Raw genomic sequence first — 16,254 nt, 5'->3', positions numbered from 1 at the left:
CGGCGCGGGACGGCCCCTGCGCGGGACGGCCCGGCCGGGAGCGCCGCCGCCCCCGGCTTACCCCAGCCCGGGGATCCGCGCGCCGAGGGGGAAGGCGGCGGCTACCAGCACCGCGGACGCGGCCAGCTCCGCGAGGTCGAGGACCGAGACCCGCAGGTACGCCAACCGCAGCGTGAGCCCGGCCCGGTTCGAGGCACCGTAGGTGAAGCCGCGGGTCTCCAGGGCCTCGACGGTGGTGCGCACGTTCTTCGCGGTGTTGAGCATGATCGGGGAGAACGCGGTGACGGCGAGGACGCACCACTGCCCCGCCACCCGCCAGCCGGGCAGGCCGGGCCGGTCCACCGGCGCGTGCCGCAACCGCTGGCCCCCGAACACCGTCACGTACTCGTCCACCAGGATCGGCAGCATGCGGTACCCGTAGCTGACCCCGAAGGCGAGCGGCTCGGGGGCGCGTAACCACAGGAGCGCGTCGGAGAGTTTCACCGGGTCCAGCGACACGAACGCGGCCATCGAGGCCATCGACACGGCGCCGAGCTTGCCCCCGACCACCGCCACCAAGTCGTCCCGCTCGACCGGGAGGTCGACGTTGCGGAGGGTGTCGCGGTCGGTGCACGGGTAGCGGAAGGACAGGTCCTTGACGCGGATCACGGGCTGCGCCGTCGCGCGGCAGGCGTCGGCCGCGGAGGGCACGGCGTCGGCCGTGGCGGGCGCCGGCGCGGTGGCGGTGATCGGGGGAACGGTCTGCATCAGGGTCTCCGGGAGGGATCGGCGCTCAGGCGCGGTCCGCCGGCTCCCGCGCGGACTGCTGCGAGCGGCGGAAGAGGAGGATCGCGAGTCCGAGCGCCACGCCGATCGCGACGAGGGAGACGACGATGGACCAGTCGCCGAAGCGGTCGATGAAGTCGAGCTCGAAGGCGCCGGCGGAGATGTCGAAGGCCTCGAGGAAGGCGAAGCCGAAGCTCGCCACGGACAGCAGCAGCGCGAAGCCGACGAAGACGCCGGTGGCGGGGGCCTGACCGAGGATCGGCTCGCCAGGGAAGCGGGGACGCATGCCCATGAGCGGCTCGATCTTGCCGTGCAGGGCCGGGATCAGCCACACGGCGGGGATCGATTCCCCCCAGAGTGCGGGGGTTACGAGCGCGTAGGCCGGCAGATCGGGGCGGGAGAGGCCGACGAGGCGACGGTCCGGGCGGCGCGGGAGAGTCCGCACGGCGCGGAGACGTCGCCCCGTGTGACCTGCGCCCGGTCGGTTCGCGCGGGCCCAGGGTCTCGGGTACGCTGTCCACTGCTCTTGATGAGCGCTGGAGGATTCGCCTAGCGGCCTATGGCGCACGCCTGGAACGCGTGTTGGGTGCAAGCCCTCGGGGGTTCAAATCCCCCATCCTCCGCCAGCGGCGAAGGCCCCTCACCTGCGGTGGGGGGCCTTCCTCCTTTCCCGAACCGCCCCCAGGAGCATCGTGCTGATCATCGACGCCACCCCCGCCCACCTCGAGGCCATCACCGCGATCCACAATCACGCGGTCGAGCACACCACCGCGATCTGGGACGAGGACCCGGTGGACGTGGAGGATCGCGCCCGCTGGATGAGCGATCGACAGGCGGCGGGATTCCCCGTGCTGGTGGCGGTCGACGAGGCCGGCGAGGTTCTCGGCTTCGGCAGCTACGGCACCTGGCGCACCCGCTCGGGCTACCGCCGCACCGTCGAGCACTCCGTGTACGTGCGGGAGGACCAGCGGGGCAAGGGCCTCGGGCGTGCCCTGCTCACGAACTTGATCGAGCACGCGCGCGCGGCCGGGATCCACGTGATGGTCGCGGGCATCGAAGCCGGCAACGTCGACTCGATCCGTCTCCATGAACGGTCGGGATTCGTTCTGGAAGGCACGATGCCTCAGGTCGGCGAGAAGTTCGGGCGCTGGTTGGACCTCAGCTTCCTGCTGCTCAGGCTCGACGACGCCCCGAACCCGCCCACCCGCGCCTGACACCCGCCCGGGCACGGCGCAAGCCAGTCCGGTGTCCGGGGGATCACCTGCGGTCCCGCCCGACGACAAACCCCGCACACCCGGGGGAGTGATCGACGTATTCCCCCTAAGTGCAGGGTTTCCGCGCGGCGGCGAAGTGTCCGGTGGCAGGAGCGGTGAGGCGGCGGGGTGATGGTGGCCCGGGAGAGGGTCCGCAGGGGCGAGCGGCGGTGGCCCGGGAGCGGATCCGCGGGGGCGAGCGGCGCGACGGGGTACCGGGTCGCGGAGGGTGCCGGGACGTGGAGGGCACCGGGTCGCGAGGTCTCGACCTCGTATCACTTCCCCGGGACGCTCCCGTGCGCGAAAAGTCCCGGTTAGTCTGCGGTGGCACGCGGCCACGACGACGCAGGGGGAGCACGTGACGAATCCGGGATGGGGCGGGGACGGCTCCGATGCGCAGCACGGGCAGGGCGGTTCGGGCCCGGACCCGTGGGCACAGCCGCCGCAGGGGCAGCAGCCGGGCGAGGGGCAGCAGGCTCCTCAGGCTCCGCCGTACGGGCAAGGCCCGCAGCACGGCGGCGGCGCGCAGGGAGGATGGGGGCCGACGGGCGCTCCCGCCCAGCCCTCCCCCGGATACGGCCAGCAGCACTCCCCGGGGTACGGCAGTCCGGCGGCACCCGGCGGCTACGGCCCGGGCACTCCCGGCGGCTACGGCCAGAGCGCGCCCGGCGGTTTCGGCAGCCCCGCCGCACCGGACGGCTACGGCCCCTCCGGACCCGGCAGCTTCGGCCCCTCCGGCCCGGGCGGCCCCGGCGGCTACGGACCCACCGGCCCCACCGGCCCCACCGGTCAGCAGCCGCCGTCGAAGCGGACGTGGCCGCTCCTCGTCGGCGCCATCGCCTGCATCGGCGCGCTGGTCCTCGCCGTGGCGGGAGGCATCGGCTTCCTCGCCCTGAACAACCGCGGCGGCGGGGACCCCACGGCGCAGGTGACCACCGCCACCTCGGACGCCACCACCGAGGACCCGTCGACCGATCCGACCACCGAGGAGACCTCGGACTTCGAGGTCATCCCCGCCTACGACCGCCCGCCGGGCACGCCCGAGGAACTCGCGGCGATCCTCGCGGACAACCCGCTGACCGGAGGGGAGCTCCCCGACATCGGCACCTGCGAGCTCCCGCCCACGCCGCCGGACGCCACCGCCGAGCAGCTCCAGGCGGTGCTGGACGCGAGCGCGGGCTGCCTGAACCAGGTGTGGTCCTCGGCGAGCTCCGACCGCGGTCTGCCGTGGCGGAACCCGACGGTGACCGTCTACGAGTACCCGACGCTGCCGAACTCGTCGTGCTCCGACAACCCGGACAACTTCGGGGCGGACTTCGCGACGGTCTGCAACCTGGACACCGCGATCTACTGGCCGCTCGGCTACGGCACCGGCACCGCGTTCACCGACGAGAACCAGGTCGCCCAGGCCTACCTGTGGGACCTCTCGTACTCGTACACGAACACCCTCATGTGGAACAGCTCGCTGACCGTGTACTACGTGACGATGATGAACCAGTTCCAGGACTCCGGGGACTCGGCGGCGTACGACGAGGCGTTCATCCGCTGGGACCTCCAACGCAGCTGCCTGACCACCGCCGCGCTCGGCCAGCTGCCGGCGGCCGCCCAGCCCAGCGGCGCCTTCCGCGACGGTCTGCTCGACGAGGCGACCTGGCCCGAGCAGGGCGACCGCCCCGTGACCCCGTCGACCCGCGTGCTGTGGCTGCGCAACGGTCTGGAGTCCGGCGGGGACCTCTCGGCATGCAACACCTGGGTCGCGCCCGTCGAGCAGGTGACCTGACCGGCTGACGCTCCCCGGCCGCCCCCGAGGCCGCGGCCGTCCCCCGAGGCCGTGGCCGTCCCGGGCGGGCGCGGCCCGATTCGCCGGACGCCCCCGCCCCACCGCCCGCCGGGCAGTCCGCTCAGCCGAGCGTCGCGGGCCGCTCCCAGGCCTCGCCGCGCACGTGCTCGTCGAGGAAGCCGACGAAGGTCTCGTACCAGACCTGCGCGTTGCCACGGCCCAGGATCCAGTGGCCCTCGTCGGGGAAGTACAGGTAGCGATGCCGCGTGCGGCCCTCGGCGTCGCGCGGCGTCGCGGAGAAGCGGTGCAGGTCGTACCAGAGGGCGTGCCCCTGCGCGATCGGGACGCGGTAGTCCTTGTCGCCGTGGATGACGAGCATCGGCACCACGATCTCGCGCACGGACGCGCTGGGATCGTGCTCCGGGTTCTGCCGACGCATCGGCGGCTCCCAGCCGGAGTTGTCGGTGGTGCGGCCCATCGTCTCCGTGTCCCACAGGGAAGCGTGGGTGACGATGCAGCGGAAGCGGTCCCCGGTGTGCCCGGCGACCCAGTTCGCCATGTATCCCCCGTAGGAGCCGCCGGCGAAGGCGGTCGCGCCCTCGTCGATGTCGTCGCGGGCGATCGCCTGGTCGGTCAGCGCCATGATGTCGGTGAACGGGGCGCCGCCCAGCTCGTGCTGGCCGCGGTCGATCATCGCCTGGCCGTAGCCGGTGGAGATCGCGGGATCGGGCAGCAGCACGGCGTATCCGGCGGCGACGAAGGGGTTCGGGTTCCAGCGGTAGGTCCACGCGTTCCAGGAGCCCCACGGACCGCCGTGGGCGAAGACGACGAGCGGGTGCGGGCCGTGCCCGTCGGGCAGGCGCAGCCAGGCGCGCAGCGTCGTGCCGTCCTCGGCGGTCGCGGTGACCTCGGTGAGGGAGCCGGTCTGCTCGACCTCGTCGGCCGGGTTCGGCAGGCGGGAGAGGCGACCGTCCGACAGGTCGACGGCGACGGGATACGGGGCGCAGGCGACGGAGGAGGCCGAGGCGATGAGGCGGCCGCCGGCGACGGAGAGGTCCGCGAAGGACAGCTCCTGATCGGGCCCACCGACGACCCGGCGCGGGGCCGGGTCGGTGAGGGCGCCGATCCAGAGCGAACCGCGCCCCTGGTCGTCGGAGGCCGCGGCGAGGGTCTCCCCGTCGACCCACACCGGGTCGACCCAGTGGTCGAGCTCGGGCCAGACGGGGACGGTGGTGCCGGTGGCGAGGTCGAGCAGCTCGACCGCGGAGCTCATGGTCTGGGTCTCGGTCCAGATGCGATGGCGGGAGATCAGCGCGCGGGTGCCGTCGGGGCTGAACGCGCCGGGTCCGTACTCGATCTCGGCGGTGGGCTCGCGCAGCAGGTGGGGCGGCTGCTCGCCGCGCAGGTCGAGCAGGTGCAGGTGGCCGGAGGCGAGGATCTCGCCGTGCGAGTCGGACATCGAGACGAGCGCACGGGCGCCCTGGCGATCGACGGTCCAGGAGGTCAGGCGTCCGGCCGGCATCGCGAGGTGGCGGAAGTGCAGCACCTGCGCGGCGGGGGCGTCGTCGTCGGCCGACGGGTCCGGCTCGGCGGTGGACGATCCGGCCGACGGGTCCGCGGCGGCGGGTTCGCTCGCGGCTCCGGCCGACGGGTGCGGGGCGGCTCCGGCCGACGGCCCGGGCGTCGCCTCGGCGGTCGCGAGGTCCGCCGGCAGCTCGGCGACGGCGAGGACGGTGCGCGCCGGGCCGAGGTCGTGATCCCAGTAGCGGGTGGGGAAGCCGTCATGGAGGGCGGCGCTGACCTTGGCGTCCTTGCGGGCCCGGCCCAGCTCGACGTGCTCGGCCTCGTCGGCCGCCTGCGAGTGGACGGCTAGCTCGGCGATCAGCAGGTTCCCGGCGAGGTGCAGCGCGCCGAAGCCGCCGGGACGCGCCGCGAGCTGGCGGGCCTCGCCGCGCGGGGGCAGGCCCCACAGCTGGGCGTCCTCGGACTCCTCGCCGTCCTCCCCGATCCGCTTCGCGGTGAAGTACACGGTGCCGTCCTCCGCGGCGGCGACCGCACCGATCGAGGAGGCGCCGCGCGTCAGGGGCAGCACCCGCTCGTCCTCGAGCTCGACGAGCGAGGTGACGTAGGCAGTGCCCTTCGCGTCGGGACGGGAGACGGTCGCGAGGATCCTCCCGCCCTCCGTGGTCTCGAGCCGTCCCAGTCGGGCGGCGTCCAGCAGGGCCTCGATGCTCGCGTGTGTCATGGCGCACCATCCTGCCACCCCCGTCGGACCGAGGGTTGCGCTCCCGGGGGATCGTCATGCCTCCGCGATACTCCGACGGACCGGAGCGTCCTGACACCTGTCCGCTGCCGCCTCAGCTGACGGCCGCAGGACTGGTGCGTGGTCAGTGACTGGCGCGTAGCGTTCGGGTACGGAGATATAGCCGTACTGCAACGCCAGACGCCAGTACTCGACTGCACCGTCACGTCGCGGTGTGGAGCAGGAGAATCTCCGGGGTCGCCTGCTGTGGGCGACCTGCCCCGCCGCGAGAAGAGCCGAGGCAGTCCTCGGGATCGCGTTCTCCGCAGCAGCTCGCTCACGTCCTCCTCCAGCTCGACGAGCCGCTCGGCCTCAGCGGTCGCAGTCTCGGGACGGTGCCCCCCGCCAGTCCTTGCCCCCCAGTCCTTGCCCGCCGGATCCGGTTCCCGGGCGTCCCCGGAGCGATCCCGAGCTGCTCGCCCACGCGACAGAACACCCGAGCGGCCGCCGTCACACCGGCTTGCGCTCCCGCGAGACGATAGTTTAAAGTTGAAGCATCTTCCGAGACAGACCGGACAGACCGAGGAGCCTCGCCATGCAGTTCGGAATCTTCACCATCGCCGACATCACCCCGGACCCCACCACCGGGAAGGTGCCCACCGAGAACGAGCGTCTGCACTCGATGATCGAGCAGGGCAAGCTCGCCGAGCAGGTGGGCCTGGATGTCTTCGCGATCGGCGAGCACCACAACCCGCCCTTCGTCACCTCTTCGCCCACCACCACGCTCGCCTACCTCGGCGCGCAGACCGAGCGGATCATCCTCTCCACCGCGACCACGCTGATCACCACCAACGACCCGGTGAAGATCGCCGAGGACTACGCGATGCTGCAGCACCTCACCGGCGGCCGCGTCGACCTGGTGATGGGCCGCGGCAACACCGGGCCGGTCTACCCCTGGTTCGGGCAGGACATCCGCAAGGGCATCGAGCTCGCGATCGAGAACTACGACCTGCTGCGCCGCCTGTGGACCGAGGACGTCGTGGACTGGGAGGGTCAGTTCCGCACCCCGCTGCAGCAGTTCACCGCCACCCCGCGTCCGCTGGACGGCGTCGCGCCCTTCGTGTGGCACGGCTCGATCCGCTCCCCGCAGATCGCCGAGCAGGCCGCGTACTACGGCGACGGCTTCCTGCACAACAACATCTTCTGGCCCATGAGCCACACGAAGCAGATGGTGCAGCTGTACCGCGAGCGCTACGAGCACTACGGCCACGGCAAGGCCCACCAGGCCTACGTCGGCCTCGGCGGCCAGGCGTTCATGCGCAAGAACAGCCAGGACGCGTGGAACGAGTTCCGGCCCTACTTCGACAACGCCCCGGTCTACGGCGGCGGCCCCTCGATGGAGGACTTCACCCGCGCCACCCCGCTCACCGTCGGCTCCCCCGAGCAGGTCGTGGAGCGCTACCTGACCATGGCCGACCACGTCGGCGACTACCAGCGCCAGATGTTCCTCATGGACCACGCGGGTCTGCCGCAGAAGACGGTCCTCGAGCAGATCGAGCTGCTGGGCACCGAGGTCGTCCCCGTGCTGCGCCGCGAGCTCGAGGCTCGTAAGCCCGCCGACGTCCCCGAGGCGCCCACCCACGCGAACCGGGTCGCCGCCGCCGAGGCGGAGCGCGGCGCCTTCGACGACGCCTACAAGTTCGAGACCGGCGACAACTGGACCGGCCTGCGTGCCGAGGACGCGAAGGCGGCGAAGTGATGACGGCTCACACCGCGACCTTCCGGATCCTGGCCCTCTCCTCCGGGCTCTCCACCCCCAGCTCCACCCGCATGCTCGCCGACCAGCTGACCCGCGAGACTGCCGCCGCCCTCGGCGCCGACGGGACGCAGGTCGAAGTGAGCACCGTGGAGCTGCGCGAGTACGCCTACGACCTCACCGATGCGCTGCTGACCCGCTTCCCGAGCGAGCGCCTCGCGTTGGTGATCGAGCAGGTCCGGGCGGCGGACGCGGTCATCGCGGTCACGCCGATCTTCAACGCTGGCCCGGCTGGCCTGTTCAAGACGTTCATCGACGCACTCGACATCGCGCTGTGGAAGGACAAGCCGGTGTTGCTCGGCGCGACCGCCGGCACCCCCCGGCACTCCCTCGCGATCGACTACGCGCTCCGGCCGATGTTCGGCTATCTGAAGGCGGATCTGGTACCGACCTCGGTGTTCGCGGCGTCGGCCGACTTCGGCGCCGACACCGAGCACCAGGCCGACGAGCAGCCGCTCGCCGTGCGAGTGCGCCGGGCCGTGGCCGAGCTCGCGACGATGCTGCAGGTCCGCCGCAGGGTCGCCGCGGGTGCCGACACCGGAGGTGACGGCGCGGGCGCGCAGCCGGCCGACGGCGACGCCGGTGCCGACTCCACCCCGGCCGACGGCGGCTCCGTCCCGACGGGCGAGCCCGCCCGCCCCGCGCTCGACGCCGAGTTCTCGGACTTCGTGCCGATGGGCCAGCTGCTGCGCCGCGGCTGAGCTCATCGGCCCGCTGCCCCCCTGATCCCCTGCCGGCCGCGTCCCTCCTCGGGGCCGGGGCGTGACCGGCAGGACCCCCGGGACTCCCTGGGCAACCGGTCCCGTCGGCCGTAGGCTGAGCGCCCTCGAGCCCCCAGGAGGGAACCCATGAAGTACATGCTGATCATGCGTGCCACCGATGCCGCGCTGCAGGCGTCCCAGGAGATCGACTTCGAGGAGGTCGTCAACGCCATGGGCGCCTTCAACGAGGCGCTGATCGAGGCGGGGGCGATGGTCGCCGGCGAAGGTCTCGCCGACGCCGCCGACGAGGCGAACTTCCTCGTCGACTTCTCGCAGACCCCGCCCGCGGTCACCACGGGCCCCTACGGCACCACCGAATCGCGCTTCGACGGCTGGTGGATCATCCAGGTCGCGGACCGTGCCGAGGCCGAGCAGTGGGCGACCCGCTGCCCGCTCGGCCCCGGGACCACCCTCGAGGTGCGCCGCATCCACGCCGACGAAGAGATCGCGGCCCTGGTCTCCGAGGACAACGAGTACGTGGCCAAGGAGAAGGTCTGGCGCGCCGAGGAGGAGCAGCGCCGCCAGGGCGGCGCCTGAGGCAGCCTCCGGGCGGGCGCCTGAGCGACGTGCCCCTCCCGCCAGCGACGCCTCCGCACCCGCAGCGGCGGCGCTCAGGACGCGGCTACCGGCTCCTCGACGAGCGCGGGTCGACGCCGCAGCGTGAGCAGACCGGCTGCCGCGGCGAGCACGGCGCAGCCGGTGGTGATCACGCCCAGCGGCAGGATGCTCAGCGAGCCGGCGATGCCGACGAAGGGCGCCGAGATCGCGCCGAAGCCGAAGCGCGCGGTGCCCAGGATCGACCCGGCGGTGCCCGCCATCTGCGGGTACTCCCGCAGCGCGAGGGTCGTGCCGGCCGGGGAGGCCAGCTGCGCGCCGCACGCGAGCAGGAACAGCGAGGCGACGACGGCGGCGAGCGGCATCGGCGCGAGACCCGCGAGTAACAGCCCCAGCGCGCCGAGGCCGCTCACGCCGATCCCCGCGAACAGGGCGCCGTGGACGCTCCAGCGCTCGGCGAGGCGCCCACCCGTCCAGCCGCCGAGGACCGCGCCGGTCGAGTTCAGGGCGAAGGCTGCCGCGTAGCCCTGCGGGGACAGACCGTAGATCTCCTGGAGCACGAAGGTGGAGCCCGCGAGATAGGCGAAGATCGCGGCGTAGACGAAGCCCTGCGTGAGGACGGCGCCGACGAAGACGCGGTCGGCGATCAGGACCCGCAGGTCGGCGCCGGTGCGCCCGAGCCCGCCGCTTCTGCGCCGCTCGGGCGGCAAGGTCTCGGTGAACAGGGTCGCCGAGAGGATCAGCAGCACCACGCCGACGACGGCGAGGAAGCCGAACAGCCCGCGCCAGTCGAAGAAGACGTTCAGCAGCCCGCCGATCAGGGGGCCGACGATCGCGGCGGTGGGGCCGGCGACGGCGAGTCGGCCGTAGAAGCGGATCAGCTCGCGGCCGTCGAAGAGGTCGCGGCCCGCGGCCTGGGCGATGACCACGCCGACCCCGCCGGCGAGGCCCTGCACGTAGCGGGCCGCGATCAGCAGCTCGATGCTCGGGCTCAGCGCGCAGAGGGTCGAGAAGACGACATAGGCGGCGACGCCGAGGAGCAGGATGCGGCGGCGTCCGTACTGGTCGGAAGCGGGTCCGGCGAGCAGCTGGCCGGAGGCGAGGCCGAGCAGGCAGGCGGTCACCGTCAACTGGGCGACGGACGTGACGGCGCCGAGCTCGGCGGTGAGGGCCGGGAGCGCGGGCAGGTAGAGGTCCATCGAGATGGGGCCGAAGACGGTCAGCAGCAGGAGGATCCAGGGCAGGACCTTCGGGATGACCGGGGTGGTGGGCGCGGGGAGCGTGGTGGTCACGGCGGGGCGGTTCTTCCTCGGGGGAATGCAGGGCGGGGCGGTGGGGAACGCAGGGAGGGGAGGCGGGAGATGCAGAGCGGGGAGGCGGGAGATGCAGAGCGGGGAGGCGGGAGATGCAGAGCGCGCGGTGGCGGGAGACGGGAGGTCCTCAGTCCACCATCGGCAGGTGGCACGAGCCAGTCCCTCCCAGGGCACCCCAGGACCGGGCACCCCTCGGAGCGGCATCGCCGGACCGCGCACCGCGACGCCACCCCTGGGCTACGCTCGGTGCAATCGCTTTCCACCGACCGGATCCGGAGCTCCGCCCCGGTATTGCGTCGCCGCCTCGAACGGAGGGATCCCCATGATCCGCGCCGGGCTCTGCTCCGTCACCTTCCGCCCGCTGCCGCCCGAGCAGATCGTCGACCTGACCGTCGGCGCGGGCCTGTCCCGCATCGAATGGGCGGGGGACGTGCACGTGCCGCCGGGCGACCCGGGGCGTGCCGGGGAGGTCCGCGCGCTCACCGAGAATGCCCTCCTCGACGTCGCCTCCTACGGCTCCTACCTGCGCTTCGAGGGCGAGGAGGAGCGGGTGCGGGCCGACGGGGAGGCGGTGCTCGCCTCGGCGGTCGCGCTCGGCGCCCCGCGGATCCGGGTCTGGGCGGGCAGCCAGGGATCGGCCGACGTCGCGCCCGAGGAGCGGGCCCGGATCGCCGCTCGCGTGCGCGCCTTCGCGGACCGGGCCGGGGAGGCCGGGGTGGAGGTCGGCCTCGAGTTCCACGGCCGCACCCTGACCGACGAGATCGGCTCGACCCTCGCCCTGCTGGACGAGGTGGGCCGGGAGAACGTGCTCTCGTACTGGCAGCCGCACCAGGACATGCCGGATGCGGACGCCCTCGCGACGCTCCGCGCGACACTCCCCCACGCCTCGACGATCCACGTCTTCTCCTGGTGGCCGGGCTCCGAGCGCCTCCCCCTCGTCGACCGGGGCGAGCTGTGGGAGCAGGCCTTCCAGATCCTCGCCGCGGAGGGTTCGCCCCGTGACGCCCTGCTCGAGTTCGTGCCGGGGGACGACCCCGGGGTGCTCGCCCGCGAGGCGGAGACCCTGCGCGGCCTGATCGCCGCCGGGAAGCGCCGGGCGGCGTCGGCCGCTCCCGAGGAACCGGCCCGATGAGGACGCTGCTGGCCCTGCCCGCCGGCCTGCAGCACCGCATGTTCTCCCTCGGGCAGCTCGAGGAGCTGGCCCGTCTGGTGGAGATCGACACCGAGCGCACCGCGCCGGACCTCACCGCCGTCCCCGACGCGGAGCTCGCGACCGTCGAGGTGCTGGTGACCGGCTGGGGCTCTCCCGCCGTCGACGCCGCGACCCTCGACCGGCTGCCGGCCCTGCGCGCGATCGTGCACACCGCCGGGACCGTCCGCTTCGCCGTCACCGACGCCGTGTGGGAGCGCGGCGGGATCACCGTCACCTCCGCGACCGAAGCGAACGCGGTGCCCGTCGCCGAGTACGCGCTCGCCCACATCCTGCTCGCCGGCAAGCGGGCCCGCGCCCAGGAGGCTCGCTACCGGCGCCGGCGACGCCCCGAGCACGCCGCCGCCTCCGATCCCGGGATCGGGAACCACGGTGCGGTGGTCGGGCTCGTCGGCGCCTCCCGCATCGGCGCGCTGGTCGCCGAGCACCTGCGGCGCTTCGACGTCGAGGTGCTGATCACCGACCCGTACGTCGGCGCGGAGCGGATCGCCGAGCTCGGCGCGACGAAGGTCGAGCCCGAGGAACTGTACGCCCGCAGCGACGTGGTGAGCCTGCACGCCCCGGATCTCCCCTCGACCCGCGGCATGGTCAGCCGGGAGCTGCTCGCGCGGATGCGGGACGGCACCACCTTCGTCAACACCGCTCGGCCCGCCCTCGTGGACCTCGACGCCCTGCGCGACGAGGTGGTCGCGGGACGGCTCGCCGCCGTGCTCGACGTGCACGACGACCTCGCCGCGGACGACCCGCTGTGGGACGCGCCGCTCGCGACGATCACCCCGCACATCGCCGGCTCCCTCGGCAACGAACTGCACCGTCTCGGCGGCGCCGCGCTCGAGGAGATCCGGCGGCTCGCGGCCGGGGAACCGGCCCGCTGGCCCGTGGATCCGAATCGGAGGGATCTCACGGCCTGAGCGAGCCTCCCGGCCTGCTCCGGGAGCACCCGCCTCGTTAAGCTGACCGGGCGGGACAGCGTTTCCCACCCCACCCCGCAGGACCTGCAGAAGGAGACCCGATGCCCGCCGTGCGCCTCAGCGACGTCGCCCAGGATGCCGGGGTCTCCCTGGCAACCGCCTCGCGGGTGCTCAACGGCTCCGCCCGGGTGCCCGGCAAGGCCGTCGCCGACAAGGTCCGCGCCTCCGCGGACAAGCTCGGCTACGTCCCCAACGCCCAGGCCCAGGCCCTCGCCCGCTCCCGCTCGGGACTCATCGGCCTCGTGGTCCACGACATCGCCGACCCGTACTTCGCGACCATCGCCCGCGAGGTGCAGCAGCAGGTCTTCGCCTCGCAGTCGCAGGTGCTGCTCACCCAGACCGACCGCGTGATCGACACCGAGATCCGCGCCCTGCGCGCCCTCATCGCCCAGCAGGTCGACGCCCTCGTGCTGGTCGGCTCGCACCGCTACGGCACCGAGGCCGATGCCGCGATCAGCACCCTGCTGCAGGGCTTCGAGCGCAACGGCGGGAAGGTCGTCGGGCTCGGGCAGTCCCTCGGCGTGGGCCGCACGATCGTCCTCGACAACGCCGCGGCCGCGCATGAGCTCGCGACCTCGCTGATCGTCGAGGGTCACCAGCGTTTCGCCGTGGTCGAGGGCATCGCCGGGATCCCGTCGGCCGGCGACCGCACCGGCGGCTTCGTCGCCGCGCTCACCGAGGCCGGGATCGAGCCGGAGCTGAGCTGCGCCGCGGAGCTGACCCGCGACGGCGGGCACGTGCTCGCGGCCCGGCTCGAGGAGCATCTCGCCGGTCCGGGCGCCGACGATCCGCGGCCGCTGTGCGTCTTCGCGCCGGCCGACGTGATGGCCCTCGGCACGCTCGGCGAGCTGCGTCGGCGCAGGATCGACGTGCCCGGCCGGGTCGCGGTCGCCGGTTTCGGCGGGGTGCCCGGGGCGGCCGACGCGCACCCGACCCTCACCACGATCGCGCTGCCGCTCGCGGAGATGGCGCGCCAGGCCGCGGAGTGGGTGCTCGAGTCCGTCCCCGGCCGGGGCGCCGACGTCGTCGGGTCCGACGACGCGGCGGGGGCTCCGTCGTCCGGCGACGACGAGCCGGCTGCCGGGGCGGGCGATGCGCGCGAGGTGCACCTGCGCGGCGACGTGGTGCTCGGCGAGTCCACGGCGCTGACCGGCCTCGCCTGAGCCGGTCCCGCCCTCGCGCGGAGCGGCCGGGGTCGCTCCCGTCGGAGCGGCCCCGGCCGTCGGCGTCAGAGCGCGTTGACGCGGTCCAGGAACTCCTGGATCTGCTCGCGGGAGAACCCGCCGAAGCCGGTGAGCCGGCCGACGGGGATCTGCTCGAACATCTTGGTCATCTCCGGGTCCTGGAAGAACGGGAGGTGCCCGACGAAGTCCTGCAGCGCCTCGGCGCCGCCGGGGATCGCGGCCAGCTCGAGCGGGGTGGTGGCGAAGGACGCCTCGATCCGCGGCTCGGTGCCGGCGAGCTCGGCCTCGGCCTCCAGGCGCAGGTCGCGGCTGGACGCACCGATCGCCACGCGGTAGGTGCCGCCCTCGACAGCCCACTGACCGGCGCGGACGTCCCAGTACTGCAGCTCCGCTTCCGGCATCTCCACGGTGACGCGGGCGGACTCGCCGGGGGCGAGGGTGACGTCGGCGAAGCCCTTCAGCTCGCGCGGGGCGCGGGCGATGGAGCTGCCGGGGACGGAGACGTAGGCCTGGACCACCTCGCGGCCCTCGCGGGAGCCGGTGTTGCTGACGGTCAGCTCGGCGACGAGGCCGCCGTCGCGTGCGGTGACGGCGAGGTCGGCGTACTCGAAGGTGGTGTAGCTGAGGCCGTGACCGAAGGGGAAGGCGACCTCGGTGCCGCGGGCGTCGAGCCCGCGGTAGCCGACGAAGAGGCCCTCGCCGTAGGTGACGCGGCCGTGCTCCCCCGGGAAGTAAGGCGTGGCCGGGACGTCCTCGAGGCGCAGCGGGATGGTCTCGGCGAGCTTGCCGGAGGGGGCGACGCGGCCGAAGAGGACGTCCGCGGTGGCCTCGCCGCCGGCCTGGCCGAGCAGCCAGGCCTCGAGCACCGCGGGGGCGCTGCGCAGCGTCTCGGAGAGGCGGATCGCGGAGCCGTTGGAGAGGACCACGACGGTGCGCGGGTTCGCGGCGAGCACCTCCTCGAGCAGCCGCTCCTGGGCGGCCGGCAGCTCCATGTCGGTGCGGTCGTAGCCCTCGGACTCGACGTCCTCGCCGAGCCCCAGGAAGAGCACGACGGTGCCCGCGGCGCGGGCGACCTCGACGGCCTCGGCACGCAGGACGTCGTCGTCGGCCGCGCTCTCCGCGCCGCCGGGGACGAAGCCGCGCGCGAAGGGGACCTCGCCGGCGGTCTCGCGGATCGCGTCGAGCGCGGTGGAGAGGCGGTGGGCGTTCACGTGCGAGGAGCCGGCGCCCTGGTAGCGCGGAGTCCGGGCGAAGTCGCCGATGACGGCGAGGCCACCATCCGCAGCAGCGACCTCGGGGTCGAGCGGCAGCAGCTGGTCCTCGTTGCGCAGCAGCACGATCGCGCGGCGGGCGGCCTCGAGTGCGACCTGGTGGTGGGCGTCGACGTCGTAGGTGGCGCCCTCGGACCGGACCGCGGCGGACTTCCGCAGCAGCTCGACCACCTTGGTCGCGGCGCGGTCCACGTGCGCGGGGTCGATCTCGCCGGCCTCGAGGGCGGCGGCGAGGGCCTGCTCGGCGCCGGGGTCGGCGGGCATCTGCAGGTCCAGGCCCGCGGCGACGGCGGCGGGGCGGTCCACGACGGCGCCCCAGTCGGAGACGACCAGGCCCTCGAAACCCCACTGCTCACGGAGCACCTCGGAAAGCAGGAAGGGGTTCTGGGAGACGAGGGTGCCGAGCACCGAGTTGTAGGAGCACATGATCGTCCACGGCTGGGCGCGGGTGACGACGGCGCGGAAGGCGCGCAGGTAGATCTCGTGCAGGGTGCGCTCGTCGACGGAGACGTCGACGCGCATGCGGTCGGTCTCCTGGTTGTTCAGCGCGAAGTGCTTCACGGAGGTGCCGACGCCGCGGTCCTGCATGCCGTTCACGTAGGCGACGGCCATCTCGCCCGCGAGGTGGGGGTCCTCGGAGAAATACTCGAAGTTGCGGCCGCACAGGGGCGAGCGCTTGATGTTCATGCCGGGGCCGAGCATGACGGAGACGCCCTCGGCGATGGCCTCCTCGGCGATCGCGGCGGCGACGGCGGCGGCGGTCTCGCGGCTCCACGAGGCGGAAAGGCCCACGGCCGGCGGGAAGCAGGTGGCGGGGACCGAGTCGTGCAGGCCCAGGTGGTCGGCGTCGGCCTTCTGGGTGCGCAGGCCGTGCGGGCCGTCGCTGGTCATGACGGCCTCGAGGCCGAGGCTCGGTGCGCCGTGGGTATACCAGAAGTCCGCGCCGCCGGTCAGCGCCACCTTCTCGGCGGCGGGCAGGGCGGCGACCTCGTCGCTGCCGCGCAGGAGCGGATGGGTGGGCGCGGTGGTGGCGTGATCCGGGGTGGTGGTGGCGTGGTCCGGGGTGGCGGCGTGGTCCGGGGTGGTCATGGCGAGCTCCTCTGCGTGCTCAAACGGGATGGCGAAAACTTACA

At 73.5% G+C, this 16,254-nt stretch carries 13 protein-coding genes and 1 tRNA gene; 9 read left to right on the top strand and 5 right to left on the bottom strand.

Annotated features, from left to right (window positions below):
• Window positions 1-57: 57 nt before the first annotated feature.
• Together ACZCAH_RS12690 and ACZCAH_RS12685 are read right to left on the bottom strand one after the other, a co-directional pair.
• On the bottom strand, window positions 58-747 hold the full coding sequence (locus ACZCAH_RS12690; protein ID WP_464341420.1) for a CbiQ family ECF transporter T component: 690 nt from the start codon (window positions 745-747) through the stop codon (window positions 58-60).
• 25 nt (window positions 748-772) lie between these two features.
• Complete coding sequence (locus ACZCAH_RS12685) at window positions 773-1,210, bottom strand: DUF8171 family membrane protein (protein WP_464341419.1); 438 nt, start codon at window positions 1,208-1,210, stop codon at window positions 773-775.
• A 93-nt stretch (window positions 1,211-1,303) separates the two neighbouring features.
• On the opposite strand from ACZCAH_RS12685, the gene ACZCAH_RS12680 reads away from it, so the two are divergent.
• From ACZCAH_RS12680 to ACZCAH_RS12670, 3 genes are all read left to right on the top strand, one after another.
• Window positions 1,304-1,391, top strand: a tRNA-Ser gene (locus tag ACZCAH_RS12680).
• A 66-nt stretch (window positions 1,392-1,457) separates the two neighbouring features.
• Entirely contained in the window at window positions 1,458-1,979 is a 522-nt protein-coding gene (locus ACZCAH_RS12675) for an N-acetyltransferase family protein (RefSeq protein WP_464341418.1), read from the top strand.
• Window positions 1,980-2,376: 397 nt separating this feature from the next.
• Window positions 2,377-3,798 carry a hypothetical protein gene (locus tag ACZCAH_RS12670; RefSeq protein ID WP_464341417.1) on the top strand — a complete coding sequence of 474 codons (1,422 nt, stop codon included), beginning with the start codon at window positions 2,377-2,379 and terminating at the stop codon, window positions 3,796-3,798.
• Window positions 3,799-3,919: 121 nt separating this feature from the next.
• Here the strand turns inward: ACZCAH_RS12670 and ACZCAH_RS12665 are convergent, their stop codons facing one another.
• Window positions 3,920-6,043, bottom strand: coding sequence for a S9 family peptidase (locus tag ACZCAH_RS12665; RefSeq protein ID WP_464341416.1), 2,124 nt, complete (start codon window positions 6,041-6,043; stop codon window positions 3,920-3,922).
• A gap of 592 nt (window positions 6,044-6,635) precedes the next feature.
• Between ACZCAH_RS12665 and ACZCAH_RS12660 the strand changes: the two genes are divergently transcribed.
• From ACZCAH_RS12660 to ACZCAH_RS12650, 3 genes are all read left to right on the top strand, one after another.
• Window positions 6,636-7,799, top strand: a complete 1,164-nt coding sequence (locus ACZCAH_RS12660) for an LLM class flavin-dependent oxidoreductase (RefSeq protein WP_464341415.1) — start codon at window positions 6,636-6,638, stop codon at window positions 7,797-7,799.
• Window positions 7,799-8,557, top strand: coding sequence for a CE1759 family FMN reductase (locus tag ACZCAH_RS12655; protein ID WP_464341414.1), 759 nt, complete (start codon window positions 7,799-7,801; stop codon window positions 8,555-8,557). The genes ACZCAH_RS12660 and ACZCAH_RS12655 overlap by 1 nt, the downstream gene beginning before the upstream one ends.
• A 147-nt stretch (window positions 8,558-8,704) precedes the next feature.
• On the top strand, window positions 8,705-9,154 hold the full coding sequence (locus ACZCAH_RS12650; RefSeq protein WP_464341413.1) for a YciI family protein: 450 nt from the start codon (window positions 8,705-8,707) through the stop codon (window positions 9,152-9,154).
• A gap of 74 nt (window positions 9,155-9,228) precedes the next feature.
• On the opposite strand, the gene ACZCAH_RS12645 is transcribed toward ACZCAH_RS12650, so the two are convergent.
• Window positions 9,229-10,464, bottom strand: a complete 1,236-nt coding sequence (locus ACZCAH_RS12645; RefSeq protein ID WP_464341412.1) for a multidrug effflux MFS transporter — start codon at window positions 10,462-10,464, stop codon at window positions 9,229-9,231.
• A 343-nt stretch (window positions 10,465-10,807) separates the two neighbouring features.
• On the opposite strand from ACZCAH_RS12645, the gene ACZCAH_RS12640 reads away from it, so the two are divergent.
• The 3 genes from ACZCAH_RS12640 (at window position 10,808) to ACZCAH_RS12630 (ending at window position 13,829) form a co-directional block, all read left to right on the top strand.
• Window positions 10,808-11,617, top strand: coding sequence for a sugar phosphate isomerase/epimerase family protein (locus ACZCAH_RS12640; protein ID WP_464341411.1), 810 nt, complete (start codon window positions 10,808-10,810; stop codon window positions 11,615-11,617).
• Window positions 11,614-12,606 (top strand): hydroxyacid dehydrogenase, encoded by a 993-nt coding sequence (locus tag ACZCAH_RS12635; protein WP_464341410.1) that lies wholly within the window; start codon window positions 11,614-11,616, stop codon window positions 12,604-12,606. Before ACZCAH_RS12640 ends, ACZCAH_RS12635 begins: the two co-directional genes overlap by 4 nt.
• 101 nt (window positions 12,607-12,707) lie before the next feature.
• Window positions 12,708-13,829: a LacI family DNA-binding transcriptional regulator gene (locus ACZCAH_RS12630; protein WP_464341409.1), complete on the top strand. Its 1,122-nt coding sequence runs from the start codon at window positions 12,708-12,710 to the stop codon at window positions 13,827-13,829.
• Between the two features lie 65 nt (window positions 13,830-13,894).
• Here ACZCAH_RS12630 and ACZCAH_RS12625 read toward each other — a convergent pair whose 3' ends face one another.
• A complete protein-coding gene (locus ACZCAH_RS12625; RefSeq protein WP_464341408.1) occupies window positions 13,895-16,210 on the bottom strand; it encodes a glycoside hydrolase family 3 C-terminal domain-containing protein in 2,316 nt (771 codons plus the stop codon).
• Window positions 16,211-16,254: the final 44 nt, after the last annotated feature.

The organism is Brachybacterium sp. B718/18 (assembly GCF_055454375.1).
Note: the sequence above shows the minus strand (reverse complement) of the source record. Positions and strands in the feature narration are given on the sequence as shown.

What these genes read in the sequence shown, in the direction of transcription:
- ACZCAH_RS12690 (WP_464341420.1), bottom strand. Translation starts at nt 747, where the DNA reads ATGCAGACCGTTCCCCCGATCACCGCCACCGCGCCGGCGCCCGCCACG.
- ACZCAH_RS12665 (WP_464341416.1), bottom strand. Translation starts at nt 6,043, where the DNA reads ATGACACACGCGAGCATCGAGGCCCTGCTGGACGCCGCCCGACTGGGA.
- ACZCAH_RS12660 (WP_464341415.1), top strand. Translation starts at nt 6,636, where the DNA reads ATGCAGTTCGGAATCTTCACCATCGCCGACATCACCCCGGACCCCACC.
- ACZCAH_RS12655 (WP_464341414.1), top strand. Translation starts at nt 7,799, where the DNA reads ATGACGGCTCACACCGCGACCTTCCGGATCCTGGCCCTCTCCTCCGGG.
- ACZCAH_RS12650 (WP_464341413.1), top strand. Translation starts at nt 8,705, where the DNA reads ATGAAGTACATGCTGATCATGCGTGCCACCGATGCCGCGCTGCAGGCG.
- ACZCAH_RS12640 (WP_464341411.1), top strand. Translation starts at nt 10,808, where the DNA reads ATGATCCGCGCCGGGCTCTGCTCCGTCACCTTCCGCCCGCTGCCGCCC.
- ACZCAH_RS12635 (WP_464341410.1), top strand. Translation starts at nt 11,614, where the DNA reads ATGAGGACGCTGCTGGCCCTGCCCGCCGGCCTGCAGCACCGCATGTTC.
- ACZCAH_RS12630 (WP_464341409.1), top strand. Translation starts at nt 12,708, where the DNA reads ATGCCCGCCGTGCGCCTCAGCGACGTCGCCCAGGATGCCGGGGTCTCC.
- ACZCAH_RS12625 (WP_464341408.1), bottom strand. Translation starts at nt 16,210, where the DNA reads ATGACCACCCCGGACCACGCCGCCACCCCGGACCACGCCACCACCACC.